The 15,020-nt window shown below is 37.5% G+C and carries 14 protein-coding genes; 4 read left to right on the plus strand and 10 right to left on the minus strand.

What is annotated here, in order from left to right; all coding sequences use genetic code 11:
• The first annotated feature begins 3 nt into the window (after positions 1-3).
• The gene (locus tag B9T28_RS13320; RefSeq protein WP_086204469.1) at positions 4-3,600 is read left to right on the plus strand and encodes an AAA family ATPase; all 3,597 of its coding nucleotides are present in this window, start codon (positions 4-6) and stop codon (positions 3,598-3,600) included.
• A 133-nt stretch (positions 3,601-3,733) separates the two neighbouring features.
• On the opposite strand, the gene B9T28_RS13325 is transcribed toward B9T28_RS13320, so the two are convergent.
• The 4 genes from B9T28_RS13325 to B9T28_RS13340 form a co-directional block, all read right to left on the minus strand.
• On the minus strand, positions 3,734-4,492 hold the full coding sequence (locus B9T28_RS13325) for a hypothetical protein (RefSeq protein WP_086204502.1): 759 nt from the start codon (positions 4,490-4,492) through the stop codon (positions 3,734-3,736).
• Positions 4,493-4,629: 137 nt separating this feature from the next.
• Complete coding sequence (locus B9T28_RS13330; RefSeq protein ID WP_086204470.1) at positions 4,630-5,427, minus strand: thioesterase family protein; 798 nt, start codon at positions 5,425-5,427, stop codon at positions 4,630-4,632.
• Between the two features lie 187 nt (positions 5,428-5,614).
• A complete protein-coding gene (locus B9T28_RS13335) occupies positions 5,615-6,448 on the minus strand; it encodes an undecaprenyl-diphosphate phosphatase (protein WP_086204471.1) in 834 nt (277 codons plus the stop codon).
• A 127-nt stretch (positions 6,449-6,575) separates the two neighbouring features.
• Positions 6,576-7,262 carry a YggS family pyridoxal phosphate-dependent enzyme gene (locus B9T28_RS13340; RefSeq protein WP_086204472.1) on the minus strand — a complete coding sequence of 229 codons (687 nt, stop codon included), beginning with the start codon at positions 7,260-7,262 and terminating at the stop codon, positions 6,576-6,578.
• A 118-nt stretch (positions 7,263-7,380) separates the two neighbouring features.
• Between B9T28_RS13340 and B9T28_RS13345 the strand changes: the two genes are divergently transcribed.
• Together B9T28_RS13345 and B9T28_RS13350 are read left to right on the plus strand one after the other, a co-directional pair.
• A complete protein-coding gene (locus tag B9T28_RS13345) occupies positions 7,381-8,418 on the plus strand; it encodes a type IV pilus twitching motility protein PilT (protein ID WP_086204473.1) in 1,038 nt (345 codons plus the stop codon).
• A 22-nt stretch (positions 8,419-8,440) separates the two neighbouring features.
• Entirely contained in the window at positions 8,441-9,559 is a 1,119-nt protein-coding gene (locus B9T28_RS13350) for a PilT/PilU family type 4a pilus ATPase (RefSeq protein ID WP_086204474.1), read from the plus strand.
• A 92-nt stretch (positions 9,560-9,651) separates the two neighbouring features.
• Here B9T28_RS13350 and fur read toward each other — a convergent pair whose 3' ends face one another.
• Positions 9,652-10,089, minus strand: coding sequence for a ferric iron uptake transcriptional regulator (gene fur / locus B9T28_RS13355; RefSeq protein WP_086204475.1), 438 nt, complete (start codon positions 10,087-10,089; stop codon positions 9,652-9,654).
• Between the two features lie 112 nt (positions 10,090-10,201).
• On the opposite strand from fur, the gene B9T28_RS13360 reads away from it, so the two are divergent.
• The gene (locus B9T28_RS13360) at positions 10,202-10,600 is read left to right on the plus strand and encodes an outer membrane protein assembly factor BamE (RefSeq protein ID WP_086204476.1); all 399 of its coding nucleotides are present in this window, start codon (positions 10,202-10,204) and stop codon (positions 10,598-10,600) included.
• A gap of 45 nt (positions 10,601-10,645) precedes the next feature.
• On the opposite strand, the gene B9T28_RS13365 is transcribed toward B9T28_RS13360, so the two are convergent.
• From B9T28_RS13365 to argB, 5 genes are all read right to left on the minus strand, one after another.
• On the minus strand, positions 10,646-10,984 hold the full coding sequence (locus tag B9T28_RS13365; RefSeq protein ID WP_086204477.1) for an RnfH family protein: 339 nt from the start codon (positions 10,982-10,984) through the stop codon (positions 10,646-10,648).
• Entirely contained in the window at positions 10,984-12,066 is a 1,083-nt protein-coding gene (locus B9T28_RS13370; protein ID WP_213032979.1) for a hypothetical protein, read from the minus strand. Before B9T28_RS13370 ends, B9T28_RS13365 begins: the two co-directional genes overlap by 1 nt.
• 174 nt (positions 12,067-12,240) lie before the next feature.
• Positions 12,241-12,696, minus strand: coding sequence for a bacteriohemerythrin (locus B9T28_RS13375; protein WP_086204478.1), 456 nt, complete (start codon positions 12,694-12,696; stop codon positions 12,241-12,243).
• Between the two features lie 328 nt (positions 12,697-13,024).
• Positions 13,025-13,873, minus strand: coding sequence for a class II glutamine amidotransferase (locus tag B9T28_RS13380; protein WP_086204479.1), 849 nt, complete (start codon positions 13,871-13,873; stop codon positions 13,025-13,027).
• Between the two features lie 215 nt (positions 13,874-14,088).
• Positions 14,089-14,991, minus strand: a complete 903-nt coding sequence (gene argB, locus B9T28_RS13385) for an acetylglutamate kinase (protein ID WP_086204480.1) — start codon at positions 14,989-14,991, stop codon at positions 14,089-14,091.
• Between the last annotated feature and the right edge of the window lie 29 nt (positions 14,992-15,020).

Raw genomic sequence — 15,020 nt, forward strand, 5'->3', positions numbered from 1 at the left:
GCCATGAAAATTTTATCTATTCGCATAAAAAACTTGGCATCTCTTTCTGGGGAACATTTTATTGATTTTGAAACTGAGCCTTTAGCCAGTGCGGGCTTAGTCGCTATTGTCGGGAAAACAGGTGCTGGGAAATCCACCATTTTAGATGCAATGTGTTTAGCACTCTTTAATAAAATTCCACGCTTAAAAGATAGCGATGGTAAGTTACAAGATGTGGATGGATCAGAGCTTTTAACCAACTCCCCACTGACGGTCTTACGTCGAGGTACTGCACATGGTTTTGCAGAACTTCGTTTTGTTGCACAAGACCAAAAACACTATTTAGCACGTTGGGAAATTAAGCGTGCCCGTGAAAATGCCAATGGTAAATTACAAAGTGTACAACGTTATTTAAAATGTGAAACCGATGGTATAGTGATTGCAGACAAAGCCAAAGCAGTTGATTCTGCAATTAATAAAATCACTCAACTGAGTTTTGAGCAATTTACCCGTGCGGTGTTATTAGCGCAGTCGGAAGTCACTGTATTCTTAAAAGCTCGTGACAATGAACGTGGTGAATTACTTGAATATTTAACGAATTCGAATATTTTTGGAAAAATTGGTCAATTGGCCTATGAAAAAACCAAAGCGATTACTAATCAACGTAAAGCATTAGAAAATGTGCTCGGTCATATTGAAATTTTATCGGATGAAGCTGCTGCTGAGCTGAATCAACAATTTATAACTGTTGAGACAGAATATAAAAAACTAGACATTGAAAAAGCACATTTAGCCAAACAGCAACTTTGGTTTGAGCGTAAACAAGATTTAAATTACGAGATTGTCCTTAAACAACAATCTTATGATACTCAACTGAATATTCAGCAACAGTTAGCACCTGAACGTCAGCAACTGAACCGTTTAGAAATATTTTCAAGTATTCGCCCTGTTGTTTCTCAGCAAACTCAACTTATAACCATTGAGCGACAACTTAAACCACAAATTCAGCAATTACAGCAATCTTTTGATGTCGTGGCTAAACAATTTAATCTTGAAAAACAAAACTATCAACAAGCTGAAACAGCACTCAAAACTTTACAAGATTTTGAAATTATCCACGTAGATGCATTAAAGCAAGTTCGCAGCTGTATTCAAGAGCGTGATTTCATTGGTGCAGAATTTAATAAGTTAAAAACTCGATGTTTCGAATTAGATGCTCAACAACAGCCTTTAATTGCACAAAAGCAGAAGATTGAATTAGAAATTTCAAAGCTGACCGATCAGCAAGAAATTACGCAAAAGCAGTTATCTGAAACAATAAATTTTAATCCCCTTGATCAAGGCATTCAGGCACACATCCAACAATTACAACAGTTTATTATTCAGTATCGAAATATTGAAAATAGCTTAGGTGATATTACCCAAGCGCAGTCTAAACTTACAGATGATCAATTCAAGCTTAATCAGCTCAACACTGCGTTTGGTTCAATCCCACAGATTGAACCACAGTTAACGCAACTCAATACTGAGCGTGAAATAAAAATTTCACAGCTCAATCAGTTTGATCTTGCAAAACAAAAATTAAAGCAATATTTTGAATTACATACGGATCTATCCAAACATCAAGCTAAATTACAGACATTCCAGACACACTCCATCGAACTCAATCAAACCAGTAGCCAAGCTGAGCAAGCCTTTGAAACGGCGAAAAATGAGCGAATTAATCTACAGCAGATTTTGCAACAACAGCGTTTATTACATGCTGAAAATATCGAAAAGTTACGTGAAAATTTAGTTGCGAATGAGCCTTGTTTGGTGTGTGGTAGTCTGGCTCACCCCTATCGAGATGATGTATCACAAGTCTCAAAAGCCATGTTTGAATTGCAACAACAGCAAGAACAGCGAGCCATTCTAAAGGAGCAACAGACTTTTCAACTGTGGCAAACGGCACAACAACAAACCACGAAAGTACAATCTGAACTTGAGCAGCTCACAAATACCCTTAAAAGCAATCTTGGAAAACTAGAAATTCAACAAAATGAATTAGCACAACAATTTTCTAATTTGCAGATTCAAATTAACTTTGAACAAACATCGAATCAGATTGAAAGACAAGTTATAGAGTCTGAAACTCAATTTCAAAATGACAAACAGCAGGTTGAGACCCAGTTAAAAACACTCAATCAAACAATCCAACAGCAAAATGCTTTAGTGCAACAAGTTCAAAATATTCAGTATCAACTGAGTCATGCAAAAAATTTACAGCAGCAAATACAACATATTACGGCGTGTTTGAGCGACACTGAACAAGAGCAGTGGGCAATGCAAACTACGACGTATGCAAAGCATGTTTTAACCGCATTATCGAATCGAGCTCAACATTTAATGAGCTTAGATAAGTTGGTTAAAAACTTAGATCTCCTGAATCGAAATTTAAGCTTAATTGATGTAGATCAGAATAATTTAACCAAACTTATGGCTGAAACAATGCAAGCTCGTGATGATACTTATGCTAAAGGACAACAAAATACTCAGATTGCTACTCAACTGATTCATGAAATAACGAATTTATCTGAAGTAAAACCGCATGAATGGTTAATTCAACATGATGCAGAGCGCCAACAAAAACAACATATCTACCAACAGCAAAAGCAAAGCTTTGAACAGTTGAGGATCGATTTTGAAAAACAACAGAATGAGTTAAAACAATTACTCTCTAGACAAATTGAGAATCAAACTAGTCTTGATCAGACCCATATTGACATTGAAAATTGGTTAAACATACATCCAGAGTTCACCACTCATGATTTAATCAATTTGGTTCAAATCAGTACTGTGCAAGAACAAGAGCTTCGTAGCAAGCTTCAAAGTAGTGAACGCTTACTCAATGAAAGTGCGTCCGCATTAAAAACCTTACAAGAGCAACAGACAGCACACCTCAGTCATCAACCAAGTATTGAACTATCTGTCTTAATACAGAATGTAAAAGACAACCTAGAGGCTTTAGCGGCCCAATCTGAAGTATTGGATAAACTGAAAGTTGATCTAGCACGACATCAGGATAGTTTAGCAAATCAAGCTAAATTTTCAGATCAGATTCAAGCGATTCAACAGGAAGAACATCGTTGGGGCAAAATTTCAGGACTCATGGGTGATGCGAACGGTAAAAAATTCCGTGATTATGCACAACAATATAATTTAGATATTTTACTGGAACATGCCAACCAACAATTGGCCATGCTTTCGCAACGTTATACCTTAAAACGCTTGGATCACTCGCTTAGCCTTGCCATTATCGATCATGATATGGATGGTGAAATGCGTTCAGTAGCTTCACTTTCAGGCGGTGAATCATTCCTGACTGCCCTAGCCCTATCTTTAGCAATTGCCAATATGGCATCGGGTTCAATGAAAATTGAATCCCTCTTTATTGATGAAGGGTTCGGTACCTTAGATGCCTCATCTTTACATATGGTAATGAATGCACTCGATCAATTACAAAACCAAGGGCGTAAAGTTGTTCTAATCTCACATATACAGGAAATGCACGAACGCATTCCAGTACAAATTCAAGTCAAGCCCTTAGGTGCAGGTGCAAGTACCATTCAAATCGTGAGTTAAGTTTAAGCAGAAAACTACTTATCAGTTTGACATAAGAGAATATTATGCCCCATATTTCATGAGGCTTCATATTCAACGAACTGGATCAAGACTACTATTCTAGACTGTAAGCACTTGATTCAACTGACTTCATTTAGTCTGCTGGAAATGCATTCGGCGCTGGTGCATAACCCTGATTATTTGGAATTTGTTTATGTTTCGGCACTTTTAACTCATATACGACTGTCCCAATAATGCCTGTATTGCGAATTGAGCCACTGGCACTATTCGCAGCATAAGCATCTTTGGGTTTTGAAAAGGTAAATGATGCAACAGCCGAATTACTTTTACGAAAACCTTCAATCGCAAGTGTGTCGTACGGACGTAAGACATAACCACTATTTTGTCTTGATGCTTGGCTACCATCAAGCACATCTAAACCATCAACACTGGCCACAATTTCAAAAGTTTGATTGCTACTATTTACATAATGCAACTGATAGCTTTGACCGTCATTGGCAGATAAATAATAATTTTGCCCATCTCGGTAAAGCGGCAAACCACGTCCAGCATCATCAATAATAGAAAAACTAATTTTACCCGCAGCCAATGCAATGCTATTGATACGCTGACCCTGATAATGCTTACCTGCATAGCGAACTTGAACTTCTGAAATAGCTGTTTCAGACATCCGTTTTAAATCAACTTGTGTCACATGTGAGCTAATATCATCGCCCCAGCGTGTTCCAAGCTTTTCATTGGTAGCAACTCGACTATTGGCGACAGATGATTTCATTGCTTCAGTTTGAATATTCTGTGAAGTCTCGACCGTAACTGGCTCCATATGTTGCTGACTACAGGCCGCAATCACTAACCCGAGAAAAAGCCAAACTAAAACTTTAAATTTATAAATAATTTGATTCAGCACTCTTATAACCTTTTATCTTATTTTATAATTTGGAGTTATAAATCGAGAATCAAAATAGGTATAGGAGATAATCGTAAATATTCACCATATTTGAGATGTGTGTGTTGAGATTAAATATGCATTTAATCTATTTTACGTAATGTTAAAATCTGCTCACTCCGTCCAAAAGGCCCATGCACATCATGTAAAATAGAACTGGTCAATCCAATCCCATCGGCACCATATTGTTGTACCGTCTCTAATCCTAACCACTTGCCTTGAGGTAAACGATAAAAATGCAATTGCAAATCTAGATTAGGGAAGCCCCATTTAAGTGGGGTACTCTGGCGAGGAATGATGCCATTTGCTATATCGACCATACTTACAACATTAACAAAGTCTGAAGTCTTTTGTCCTTCTACCATCTCCAAGTCTGTTTTCAACCAAACCAATCCCTTGCCATTACGATATTGACTAGATCTTGCCTCAACTGTTTTTATAAATCGTCCCGGCCATTTTCGTATACCATCAAAATCAGGCATGTTTTCAGGTGTTTCCACAACTTGATCTTCTAGACCCGCAATGACTGAACTATCTTGGGTGATCATTCGCCATGTTCTTGCGACGACTAACGTTTTGCCTTGTCCAGTCATAATGGACTCAATTAACTCAATGGTTTTACCTGGCCGAATAACTTGTGTCGTAATCTCAATTTCACCCAAAGAAATCAAACCAAAAATATCAAAACTGATCCGCCCAATACGCATATTTTCGCGGGGTGCAAACTGTTCTAATTCAGCACAAATTACCCCTGTTGCGGGTGACATATGTTGTTCATCAGGATTCCACGCACCTTGTGTATTCATGGTGGATTGATAACGTGCTTGAACTACGCCCTCATCATTGATAGTTCGTTCAAGCAATTGATAATAAGCAGACATAAACTTCCCTGTTCGATTCAATTATTCTTAGGTTTAAATAATGTATCTTTAATTCTCAGTCTATTTTTGTACTGAAATTAACGTGAAAAGTCTATTTTTAAACCATATATTGATCGCATGTGTTCAACTTTCTGCACTAAAGTTGCGCTGAATCTTTAAGATATGTTATGCCAATTTATGTCCAACTTTAACTCAATGCTAAAACCACTCCAGAAAAAACGAGACAATAAATACCAAAAAGATACCATCGTCCATGCTCTAACCAAGCGGACAACCATTTTAACGCAGCTAAACCTGCCATAAAGCTAAACAGCATGCCGGCTAAACTTGGCCATATTAAGTGTCCAATTTGTGTATGTTGTAAATTTTGTGTATGAATCAATCGATAAAATTCTTTCACAATAACCGCTGGAGTCAGCACAACAGCCAGTGCAAAGCTAAACTCTTCTGCTTTTTGTCGTGAAATACCTAAAAATATACTGGTCGAAATAGTGGCACCTGAGCGTGAAAAACCTCTAAAAGGTAAACAAAATGCCTGTACTGCACCAATGATGGATGCACGACGAAAGTTTAGTTCACCTGTTTGACCACGATCGAAACGAGAAGATAAAATAATGAGTACACCTACTGTAGCCAACGCAGCCGCCATCAATTTGGAATTACTAAACAATTGTTCTATTTCAAAATGACTGGCTCCATCAAAAAACACGTGCTTAATAATCTCTTGTAAGGTTAACCCTAAAATACCGGTAATGCCGGTCGCAACGATAATGAATCCTGCTTGCTGTTTGAAGTTTTCCCAAGAAGAAAAATAGGTTTGTCGCCATGACTTCCAAAAATAGGCAATCACGGCAAACATGGTTCCTGTATGTAGCATCACCAACAAAAAGGTCATCTCTGGCGCTGACGGATCAAAACCCATTAATTTTTCAGCTAAAATGACATGAGCCGAGCTTGATACTGGCAATAATTCTGCCAAACCTTGAATAATTGCCAAAATCAGAACATGCAATAATGTCATCAATATTCTCAATCTTTAGAGTTGTTGATGACTTATACGTTCGCTGGATTAAACCGAAATTAAAATTTACTTAAATCGATATGCCAGACCACTAGAATTGAGCTGTCATCTGCATTTGTACATATGATTATTTCGAATAATCTCGGCTTCCAAACAATGCTGTTCCTATACGAACCATGGTCGAACCAGCGGCAATTGCTGCTTGTAAATCTCCTGACATTCCCATACTTAAAGTATCCCAATCTTCAGGATGTGCATGCAGCACTTTAACCTCATCAAATAAATGCTTGGCATCCATAAAAGCATGCGGATGATTAGGTGCTGGAATGACCATTAAGCCACGTAATTTTAACCGTGGTAATTGGCTGATACACTTCACTAATTCTGCAACTTCAGCAGGGTTACAACCATCTTTGCTCTCTTGAGCATCAATATTGACTTGTAAACAAATATTCAAAGGTACTTGATTGTCTTCACGCTGATTAGACAATCGCTCTGCAATAATAAAACGATCCACACCATGAACCCATGCAAACTTTTCTGCCAAATGCTTGGTTTTATTACGTTGTACATGACCAATAAAATGCCATTCAATGTCTAAGTCAGATAATGCTGTAATTTTGTCTAAAGCTTCTTGTAAATAATTTTCACCAAATGCACGCTGCCCAGTCGCATATATTTCTTTTAACAATTCACTTGGATGGGTTTTCGAAACAGCTAATAATTGAACTTCATCCTCATTTCGCTTCGAAACGACACAAGCTTGCTGAATTAACTTAAGTACATGATTTCGAGCTTGGTTTAGATCATTCATTGATATCGTCTCATTTCAGATAAATCAGCTTCCCGTTAAATAAACTGTTGGTTATGCTGCGTGAAAGCCTTATTATTCTACAAAATAATTAAGTTAACAGCTTTATTTCGGGGACATTATGGATATTACAGAATTACTGGCATTCTCGGTAAAAAATGGTGCATCAGATCTACATCTTTCAGCAGGTATGCCACCACTGATTCGCGTAGATGGTGAAGTTCGTCGGATTAACTTACCAGCTTTAGAACATAAAGACGTACATAAACTGGTGTATGACATTATGAATGATAAACAGCGTCGTGATTTTGAAGAAAAATTAGAAACTGACTTTTCATTTGAAGTCCCTGGCGTGGCACGTTTTCGTGTCAACGCCTTTAACCAAAACCGTGGTGCTGGTGCAGTATTTCGTACCATTCCATCAAAAGTTCTGACCATGGAAGATTTAGGACTCGGTCAAATCTTTAAAGACATTTGTGATTATCCACGTGGCATTGTATTAGTCACAGGCCCAACGGGTTCGGGTAAATCAACTACGCTTGCAGCAATGATGGATTATATTAACGAAAATCGTTATGATCATATTTTAACCGTTGAAGATCCAATCGAGTTTGTACACCAATCCAAAAAATGTCTGATTAACCAACGTGAAGTACACCGTGATACCCATGGTTTTAACGAAGCATTGCGTTCTGCATTGCGTGAAGATCCGGATATTATCTTAGTCGGTGAGATGCGTGACCTTGAAACCATCCGTTTAGCCCTGACTGCTGCGGAAACGGGGCATTTGGTTTTCGGTACGCTACATACCACCTCTGCGGCAAAAACCATTGACCGTGTGATTGATGTATTTCCAGCAGAAGAAAAAGATATGGTTCGTGCCATGCTATCTGAATCATTACAAGCCGTTATTTCTCAAACCTTATTGAAAAAAACAGGGGGCGGACGTGTTGCAGCACATGAAATTATGATTGGAGTTCCAGCCATTCGTAACTTGATCCGTGAAAATAAAGTCGCTCAAATGTACTCTGCTATCCAGACTGGTGCCAATTATGGCATGACCACACTGGATCAAAGCCTCAAAACCTTAGTATCAAAAGGTGTTATCAGTCCTCAAATAGCACGTAATGCAGCAAAACAACCAGAATCATTCCTATAAAATTGAACTTGGGGAAATTTAGATGGATTTTAATGATTTATTAAATTTAATGATTGAACATCAAGCCTCTGACTTATTTGTCACTGCTGATGTTGAACCATCAATGAAAATTAATGGGCAAATTGTTCCGATTGCAAAAACGAAACTTACCGGTGAAATTGTTGGGCAACTCATTCACTCGATTATGAGTGAGAAACAACGTAAAGAATTCGCAGATACTCGTGAATGTAACTTCGCGATTACCAACAAAGATAAAACTGCACGCTTCCGTGTCAGTGCATTTCAACAACGTGATATGCCAGGGATGATTCTGCGTCGAATCGAAACAGTGATTCCAACGATGGAACAATTAAAACTCCCTCCAATCTTAAAAGATTTAGCCATGACTAAGCGAGGCATCATCATCTTTGTTGGTGCAACGGGAACAGGTAAATCCACTTCACTGGCGTCAATTATTGGTTATCGTAATAAAAACTCTAAAGGTCATATCATTACCATTGAAGATCCGATTGAGTTTGTACATGAGCATGCCGGTTGTATTATTACGCAACGTGAGGTTGGGATTGATACCGATTCTTTTGAGATTGCATTAAAGAACACCTTACGCCAAGCACCTGACGTTATTTTGATTGGTGAGATTCGTTCACGTGAAACCATGGACTATGCCATTGCCTTTGCAGAGACAGGACATCTAGTCTTTGCAACACTGCATGCCAACAATGCCAACCAAGCCATCGACCGAATTATTCACTTCTTTGAATCAGATCGTCATAGTCAATTGTTTATGGATTTATCCTTAAACCTAAGAGCAATGGTTGCACAACAATTGATTCCTACCCCAGATGGTAATTCACGTCGTGCTGCAATTGAGATTTTGATTAACTCTCCTTTAATTTCAGACTTAATTCGTAAAGGAGAAGTTCACGAAATTAAAGATTTGATGAAACGATCTCGTGAATTGGGGATGCAAACTTTTGACCAAGCTTTGTTTGACCTATATAAAGCTGGGCAAATTACCTATAAAGATGCATTAAAACATGCTGACTCTCCAAATGATTTACGTCTACAAATTAAATTAGATGAAGAAGGCGGTTCTCAACTGTTAAATGCCAACAGTAAACTGACTTTTGATGGTCAATAATTTTTAATTTACGTTCATTTATTCAAAGTCATGCAAAAAAGGAGAGATAAGCAAGCTTATCTCTCCTTTTGATTTGTTATATTTCTGTGCTTCTATTTTTTACGATATGCTTCTTTACACTCAGCCGAATCACAATAACCGTAAAGATTAAGTGAATGTCCTGTCAGGATAAAACCAAACTTTTCAGCGACTTCATGTTGTTCATGTTCAATGGTATCATTCGTAAATTCAACAACTTTATTACAATTTTGGCACACTAAATGATCATGATGATCATCTTGCATAATTTCAAAAACTGAATGGTTGTTTTCAAAATGATGACGCTGAATAATGCCAGCGGCTTCAAATTGTGTTAACACACGATATACAGTTGCCAATCCGACATCTTCACCTTGTTCAAGTAATGTTTTATAAATGTCTTCTGCGCTCAAGTGATGTTGTCTTGAATTTTCTAATAATTCCAAAATCTTGATTCGTGGTAGGGTAACTTTAAGTCCAGCTTTGCGTAAATCTTGATTTGAAATAGCCATATAAAAAGGTCTCGCAACAAATTTTAAGTTGGAATATGCAACAGAGTTGAGATGCAGTATGATCTATGATCGGATCAATTGCATCATAATTAATTTGGGATAGTGTAGCAAAATGCAAAAAATCATGCTGACGTTATTCGTCGCTTCATTGCTTGGTGGTTGTTCTGTATTCGGAGTATATAAAGTTGATATTCCTCAAGGTACACCGTTAACTCAAGCTCAAGCCTCAAAAATTCAAGTAGGTATGTCACACCAACAAGTTCGTTTCTTGCTGGGCAGCCCAACAGTCACTGATCCAATGAATCCATTACGTTGGGACTACATTTACAACTATATCCCTGGTACTTATGCTAAAAAAGCCAAGATTCCGGCAGCACATGGCCAACACTTAAAAGTTTATTTTAATGAGTCAGGTATTGTCACCAAAATTGAAGGTCTAGATAGCATTCCTGAGTCTCAACCGGGCTTGCCAGCATCTAAAGAAGCGATTTTGAATGCGCCCCCACTATAGTCACTTTAGAATAAAAAGAAACCCCTCACTGAGGGGTTTTTCATATCACTTCAATTGTTTAAAGCGATTGCCTCGACAATAGTTTCCAACAGGATTTGCAGCAGCACGATTACGACGAATATCTTTCGGATTAATCGTCAATGCCCGATAAATTTCGACCCGATCACCCACTTGAATTACCTGATTTTTATCCTTAATTTTGGTACCAAAGATACCTAAGCTATACTGCTCAGGTAATGTAATTAAATTCTCAATTCCACTTTTCAAAATAGCATCCTGTGCGGTCATTCCGTCCACATAGTCCACGTCAAGATGGAATTGTTGTTCAGGCGCAGCATAAGCCACCCAAACTTTAGGTTGAATACCTTCCTCTGCAAACGCCATTAGATGAATTGCCCAATAAATGAAATCATCGCCAGTACAATCGATAATGGCAATACGATACGTACTGCAATACGCCAAATATTATAAAATATTTCATTACTGAAATTCATCGCTTTGCGTAGATGACTAATTTTCATTATCCAACCTGCAAAGATCGAATAAATTAAACAAATAGCCAATCCCCATAGCATCAAGACAGAATTAAGAACGGTACTCACGTTTGGTATCGCCCAAATAAGTAATGCTGCCAGTAAAATAAGGATTTGAATCACAAGGGCAATTTGACGTTGTGCCAATTGTTCACGTGCAAGTTGTAACATCAGCCCTGCAGCCACTACAGCGGCAAAAGTCATGCTATATGCAGGGACTTGTGCACTCATGGCAAAATAGCCAAATGCAATCACTGCAATCAGCTGTGCTATCCATATTGGTACCACTGTTTTACTGGATTGCTCTTGTTGTTGAATTTGTGAAAGACTGGTTTGCCAATAGATGCCCAAGCCTAAACCACTGGCCACCAATGCTAATATTGTTGCATAGCCCCATTCTTTAAATTCAATTGCGGTCACATGCCATGGTTGCAAAGCAGTACCGAGCACGTTAGCCAATATCAATGAGCCAATCACACCTATTACAATTAAAAGTACCAAAATTTGGCGTGGTAAATAGGATAGTAGCAATGCAGCAATTGCCAAACCAATTAAGACTAAATCTGCTTGACTCGCGAATGTTGAGCCTTGTAGCGCAATTTGACTAATATTAGAAAGAACACCGCCAGCCAAAAAAGGAATAAATACCACTGCCAACCAACCCACAAGACGCCATTTTTGTGATGCATCAGCATCACGGGTTAGTGTTGAAAGTGCATTTAAAGCCGTAGTTTTTGACCGTTTTGCCAAAGCTACTTCTAAATAGCCAATTGGTAAAGCGAGCAGCACCATTGTGCCTAGCCATAACAACCAAAAATCAATTTGTCGATCAATTTGAATACCTAAACTCGGTGCTAACCCAGCAATAATAATAAATGATAAACAAAATGCCATCAGCGGCGATAACCATCGTGACATAGAATTGTCTTGCATGACGAGTTCCGTAAAAAAGTCTAACGCTATTTTGCCTTTGTCATAGCTGAAAATCAAAGATTACAAAAAAAAAAGCAAATCATCTCATCAGATGATTTGCTACGCTAAATTTATTCTTCAAATTTTATTTATTATCCCCGCTATTTTTCTTATTGATTCATAAAACATGATGGTCTAAGAGAAGAATCGAGCAAACCAATTTTTTCCTTTTTTCTTTTCATTTTCTTTAATAATACCCATCATATTGAGCTTAACTGCACCCACATAATCAGCATCATCGTGTTGAATATGATTAATTAACCATTTCGATAAGACTTCATGCAGTTCACTTTCAATTGAATAGCCTTCATCAAAACGAGTCCGATAACTTTCAATTTTTTTAATAAATAAATCATGTACGCGTTTATGTGGCACACGATATTTATACCCAGCTTCTTCTTGTAAACTCTCTTCAAAAGTAAAATGAGACTGAGTATAATCAATAATATTATTGAGAATTTGTTTAACTCTGGCTTTATCTGTTCCTACGCTGATTTCATCAATTTCATTGATATAATCTAAAATCCTTCTATGTTGATCGTCAATCACATCGATTCCAGTATTATATTCTGGGACCCATTTCATCTTCATACGACCACCTTAAAATAATAATTGCATCACCTTTTAAAATCATAGTAACCACTAAACAAACAAATAAAAATCAACCGTATTACTCGGGTTTAACCAAAAATTTTGAATTTAGACACAAGTTATTGTTAAATATTTATTTTATTTTTTAACCAGACCAAAAGGGTAAGTTATTATTTAACCATCTATATAAATAAAAACTGAATTAATATCTCAAAAACCATGTTAAATATTCGGTTTATAGTGACGTTAAAATAAATAAATCCAAATATTTTTTATTAAAAACTGAATTATAATTATTTTATTTAAAATTTTATTTATATAGAATAAACTAGTATTGATCTGCTTTAGTCATGCGTTTTAATTCTGGATTCTGCTCTTCACGAATTAATCTTTCTACCCGCGTTAGAGCCGTTAATATTGGACGACCAGATTGAAATAAAATCATTTCTCCAGCTTTAAATGGAGTCCAGTTTTCATTATAAGTTAAAGGTTCAGTTGTAATCACCGCAACGCGATCTTCTGCTGTAGTGACTGTACTAAAATCGACTTCTACATCTAAATCGATCAATTGAGCATGTTGAAATGGATATTCTCGAACCAACCAATGCAACTTGGTGGTGGCGTAACTAAATAAAGCCTGTCCATTCGACAAACAATAATTAAACGTCCCATATTCAGCAATTTGTGGTGCAATATCTTTAAGTAATGCAAATATTTGCGCTAAACTCGGTTCGACATAGCCAAATTTTTCTACAAATTTTTCAAGCATATAGCAAAATGCTAACTCACTATCTGTATTTCCAACAGGTGTGAAACGACCAGATAAACGTGGGTTAAAACCATGTAAATCACCATTATGTGCAAATATCCATTGTCTGCCCCATAACTCACGGCTAAATGGGTGGGAGTTCTCTAAGGTAATTTTACCTTGTGTTGCTTTACGAATATGTGCAATGACGTTGCGAGATTTGATCGGATAATTTCGAATCAACTCGGCAATAGGAGATTCAACCGCAGATTGATTATCGACAAATAAGCGGCAGCCTTTATCTTCAAAAAATGCAATCCCAAAACCATCACAATGATCTGAAGTAATTCCCGCACGTTGCGAAAAACCACGGAAAGAAAATGTAATATCCGTTGGTGTTGCACAGTTCATTCCCAGCAATTGACACATAATTTTTTCATGTAACTTTTAGTTATATCAATATTGTGCATGAGTACACCCTTGCTTGCAAATCTGAAAAACTGCAAACAAGTGTATTTTATTCGATTTCTTGCAAACACATTTAAGATGCCAGATCCTTTTAACAACTCAAGCGATCATAAAAAATCAGATTGGAAATATGTAAAAAGCCACATTAAGTGACTTTGATGATGATCAACATGATTTTACAGTGACTTGGTTCGATTGGTAATTAACGTTCCAATACCATGATCGGTAAATATTTCAAGTAATGTGGCATGTGGTACGCGTCCATCGACTATATGTGCACTCACCACACCACCTTTCACTGCATCTAAAGCACAACCGACTTTAGGAATCATCCCGCCATAGATGACACCCGTTTCAATCAAACGATCGACTTCATGCGTGCTTAAACCCGTCAATAAGTTTTTATTTTCATCCAATACCCCTGAAATATTGGTCAATAAAATCAATTTTTCCGCACCTAGGGCTTCTGCAACTTTACCTGCGACAAGGTCAGCATTAATATTATAGGTATTGCCTTCATCATCTACCCCTAACGGAGCAATTACAGGAATAAAATCACTGTCGGTAAACATTTCTAAAACATCTGTTTTAACCCCAACAACTTCCCCAACTAAGCCTAAATCAATCTGTTGAACAGAACCATCTTCAGCTATTTTTTCCATTAATAATTTACGTGCACGCAGTAAATTGCCATCTTTTCCAGTTAAACCAATTGCACGACCACCGTGCTGATTAATTAAATTAACAATCGATTTATTCACACTGCCACCGAGTACCATTTCAACCACCTCCATGGTTGCTGGATCAGTCACGCGCATACCATCAATACGGTCTGATTCACGTCCTAATTGTTTCAGCAATGAATCCACTTGTGGACCACCACCATGTACAACAATGGGGTTTAAACCGACTGTTTTCAGCAAGACAATATCGCGTGCAAATGAACTTTCCAATTCTGGATCAGTCATGGCATTGCCACCATACTTCACAACTAGCGTTTTACCTGCAAAGCGTTGTATGTACGGTAAAGCTTCAATCAAAACTTTAGCTTTGTCCGTACCAGTATGTTGATGTGGCATTCGCCCCTCTCCTAAATCAATGAACCTAT

It is taken from the genome of Acinetobacter silvestris (assembly GCF_002135235.1).
GTDB classification, from domain to species: Bacteria; Pseudomonadota; Gammaproteobacteria; order Pseudomonadales; family Moraxellaceae; genus Acinetobacter; species Acinetobacter silvestris.

Coding starts and splice junctions, on each gene's coding strand:
- fur (WP_086204475.1), bottom strand. CDS start 10,089: ATGGCTATTTCAAATCAAGATTTACGCAAAGCTGGACTTAAAGTTACC.
- B9T28_RS13340 (WP_086204472.1), bottom strand. CDS start 7,262: ATGAATGATCTAAACCAAGCTCGAAATCATGTACTTAAGTTAATTCAG.
- B9T28_RS13375 (WP_086204478.1), bottom strand. CDS start 12,696: ATGAAGATGAAATGGGTCCCAGAATATAATACTGGAATCGATGTGATT.
- B9T28_RS13360 (WP_086204476.1), top strand. CDS start 10,202: ATGCAAAAAATCATGCTGACGTTATTCGTCGCTTCATTGCTTGGTGGT.
- B9T28_RS13380 (WP_086204479.1), bottom strand. CDS start 13,873: ATGTGTCAATTGCTGGGAATGAACTGTGCAACACCAACGGATATTACA.
- B9T28_RS13350 (WP_086204474.1), top strand. CDS start 8,441: ATGGATTTTAATGATTTATTAAATTTAATGATTGAACATCAAGCCTCT.
- B9T28_RS13370 (WP_213032979.1), bottom strand. CDS start 12,066: ATGCAAGACAATTCTATGTCACGATGGTTATCGCCGCTGATGGCATTT.
- argB (WP_086204480.1), bottom strand. CDS start 14,991: ATGCCACATCAACATACTGGTACGGACAAAGCTAAAGTTTTGATTGAA.
- B9T28_RS13345 (WP_086204473.1), top strand. CDS start 7,381: ATGGATATTACAGAATTACTGGCATTCTCGGTAAAAAATGGTGCATCA.
- B9T28_RS13365 (WP_086204477.1), bottom strand. CDS start 10,984: ATGGCGTTTGCAGAGGAAGGTATTCAACCTAAAGTTTGGGTGGCTTAT.
- B9T28_RS13320 (WP_086204469.1), top strand. CDS start 4: ATGAAAATTTTATCTATTCGCATAAAAAACTTGGCATCTCTTTCTGGG.
- B9T28_RS13335 (WP_086204471.1), bottom strand. CDS start 6,448: ATGACATTATTGCATGTTCTGATTTTGGCAATTATTCAAGGTTTGGCA.
- B9T28_RS13330 (WP_086204470.1), bottom strand. CDS start 5,427: ATGTCTGCTTATTATCAATTGCTTGAACGAACTATCAATGATGAGGGC.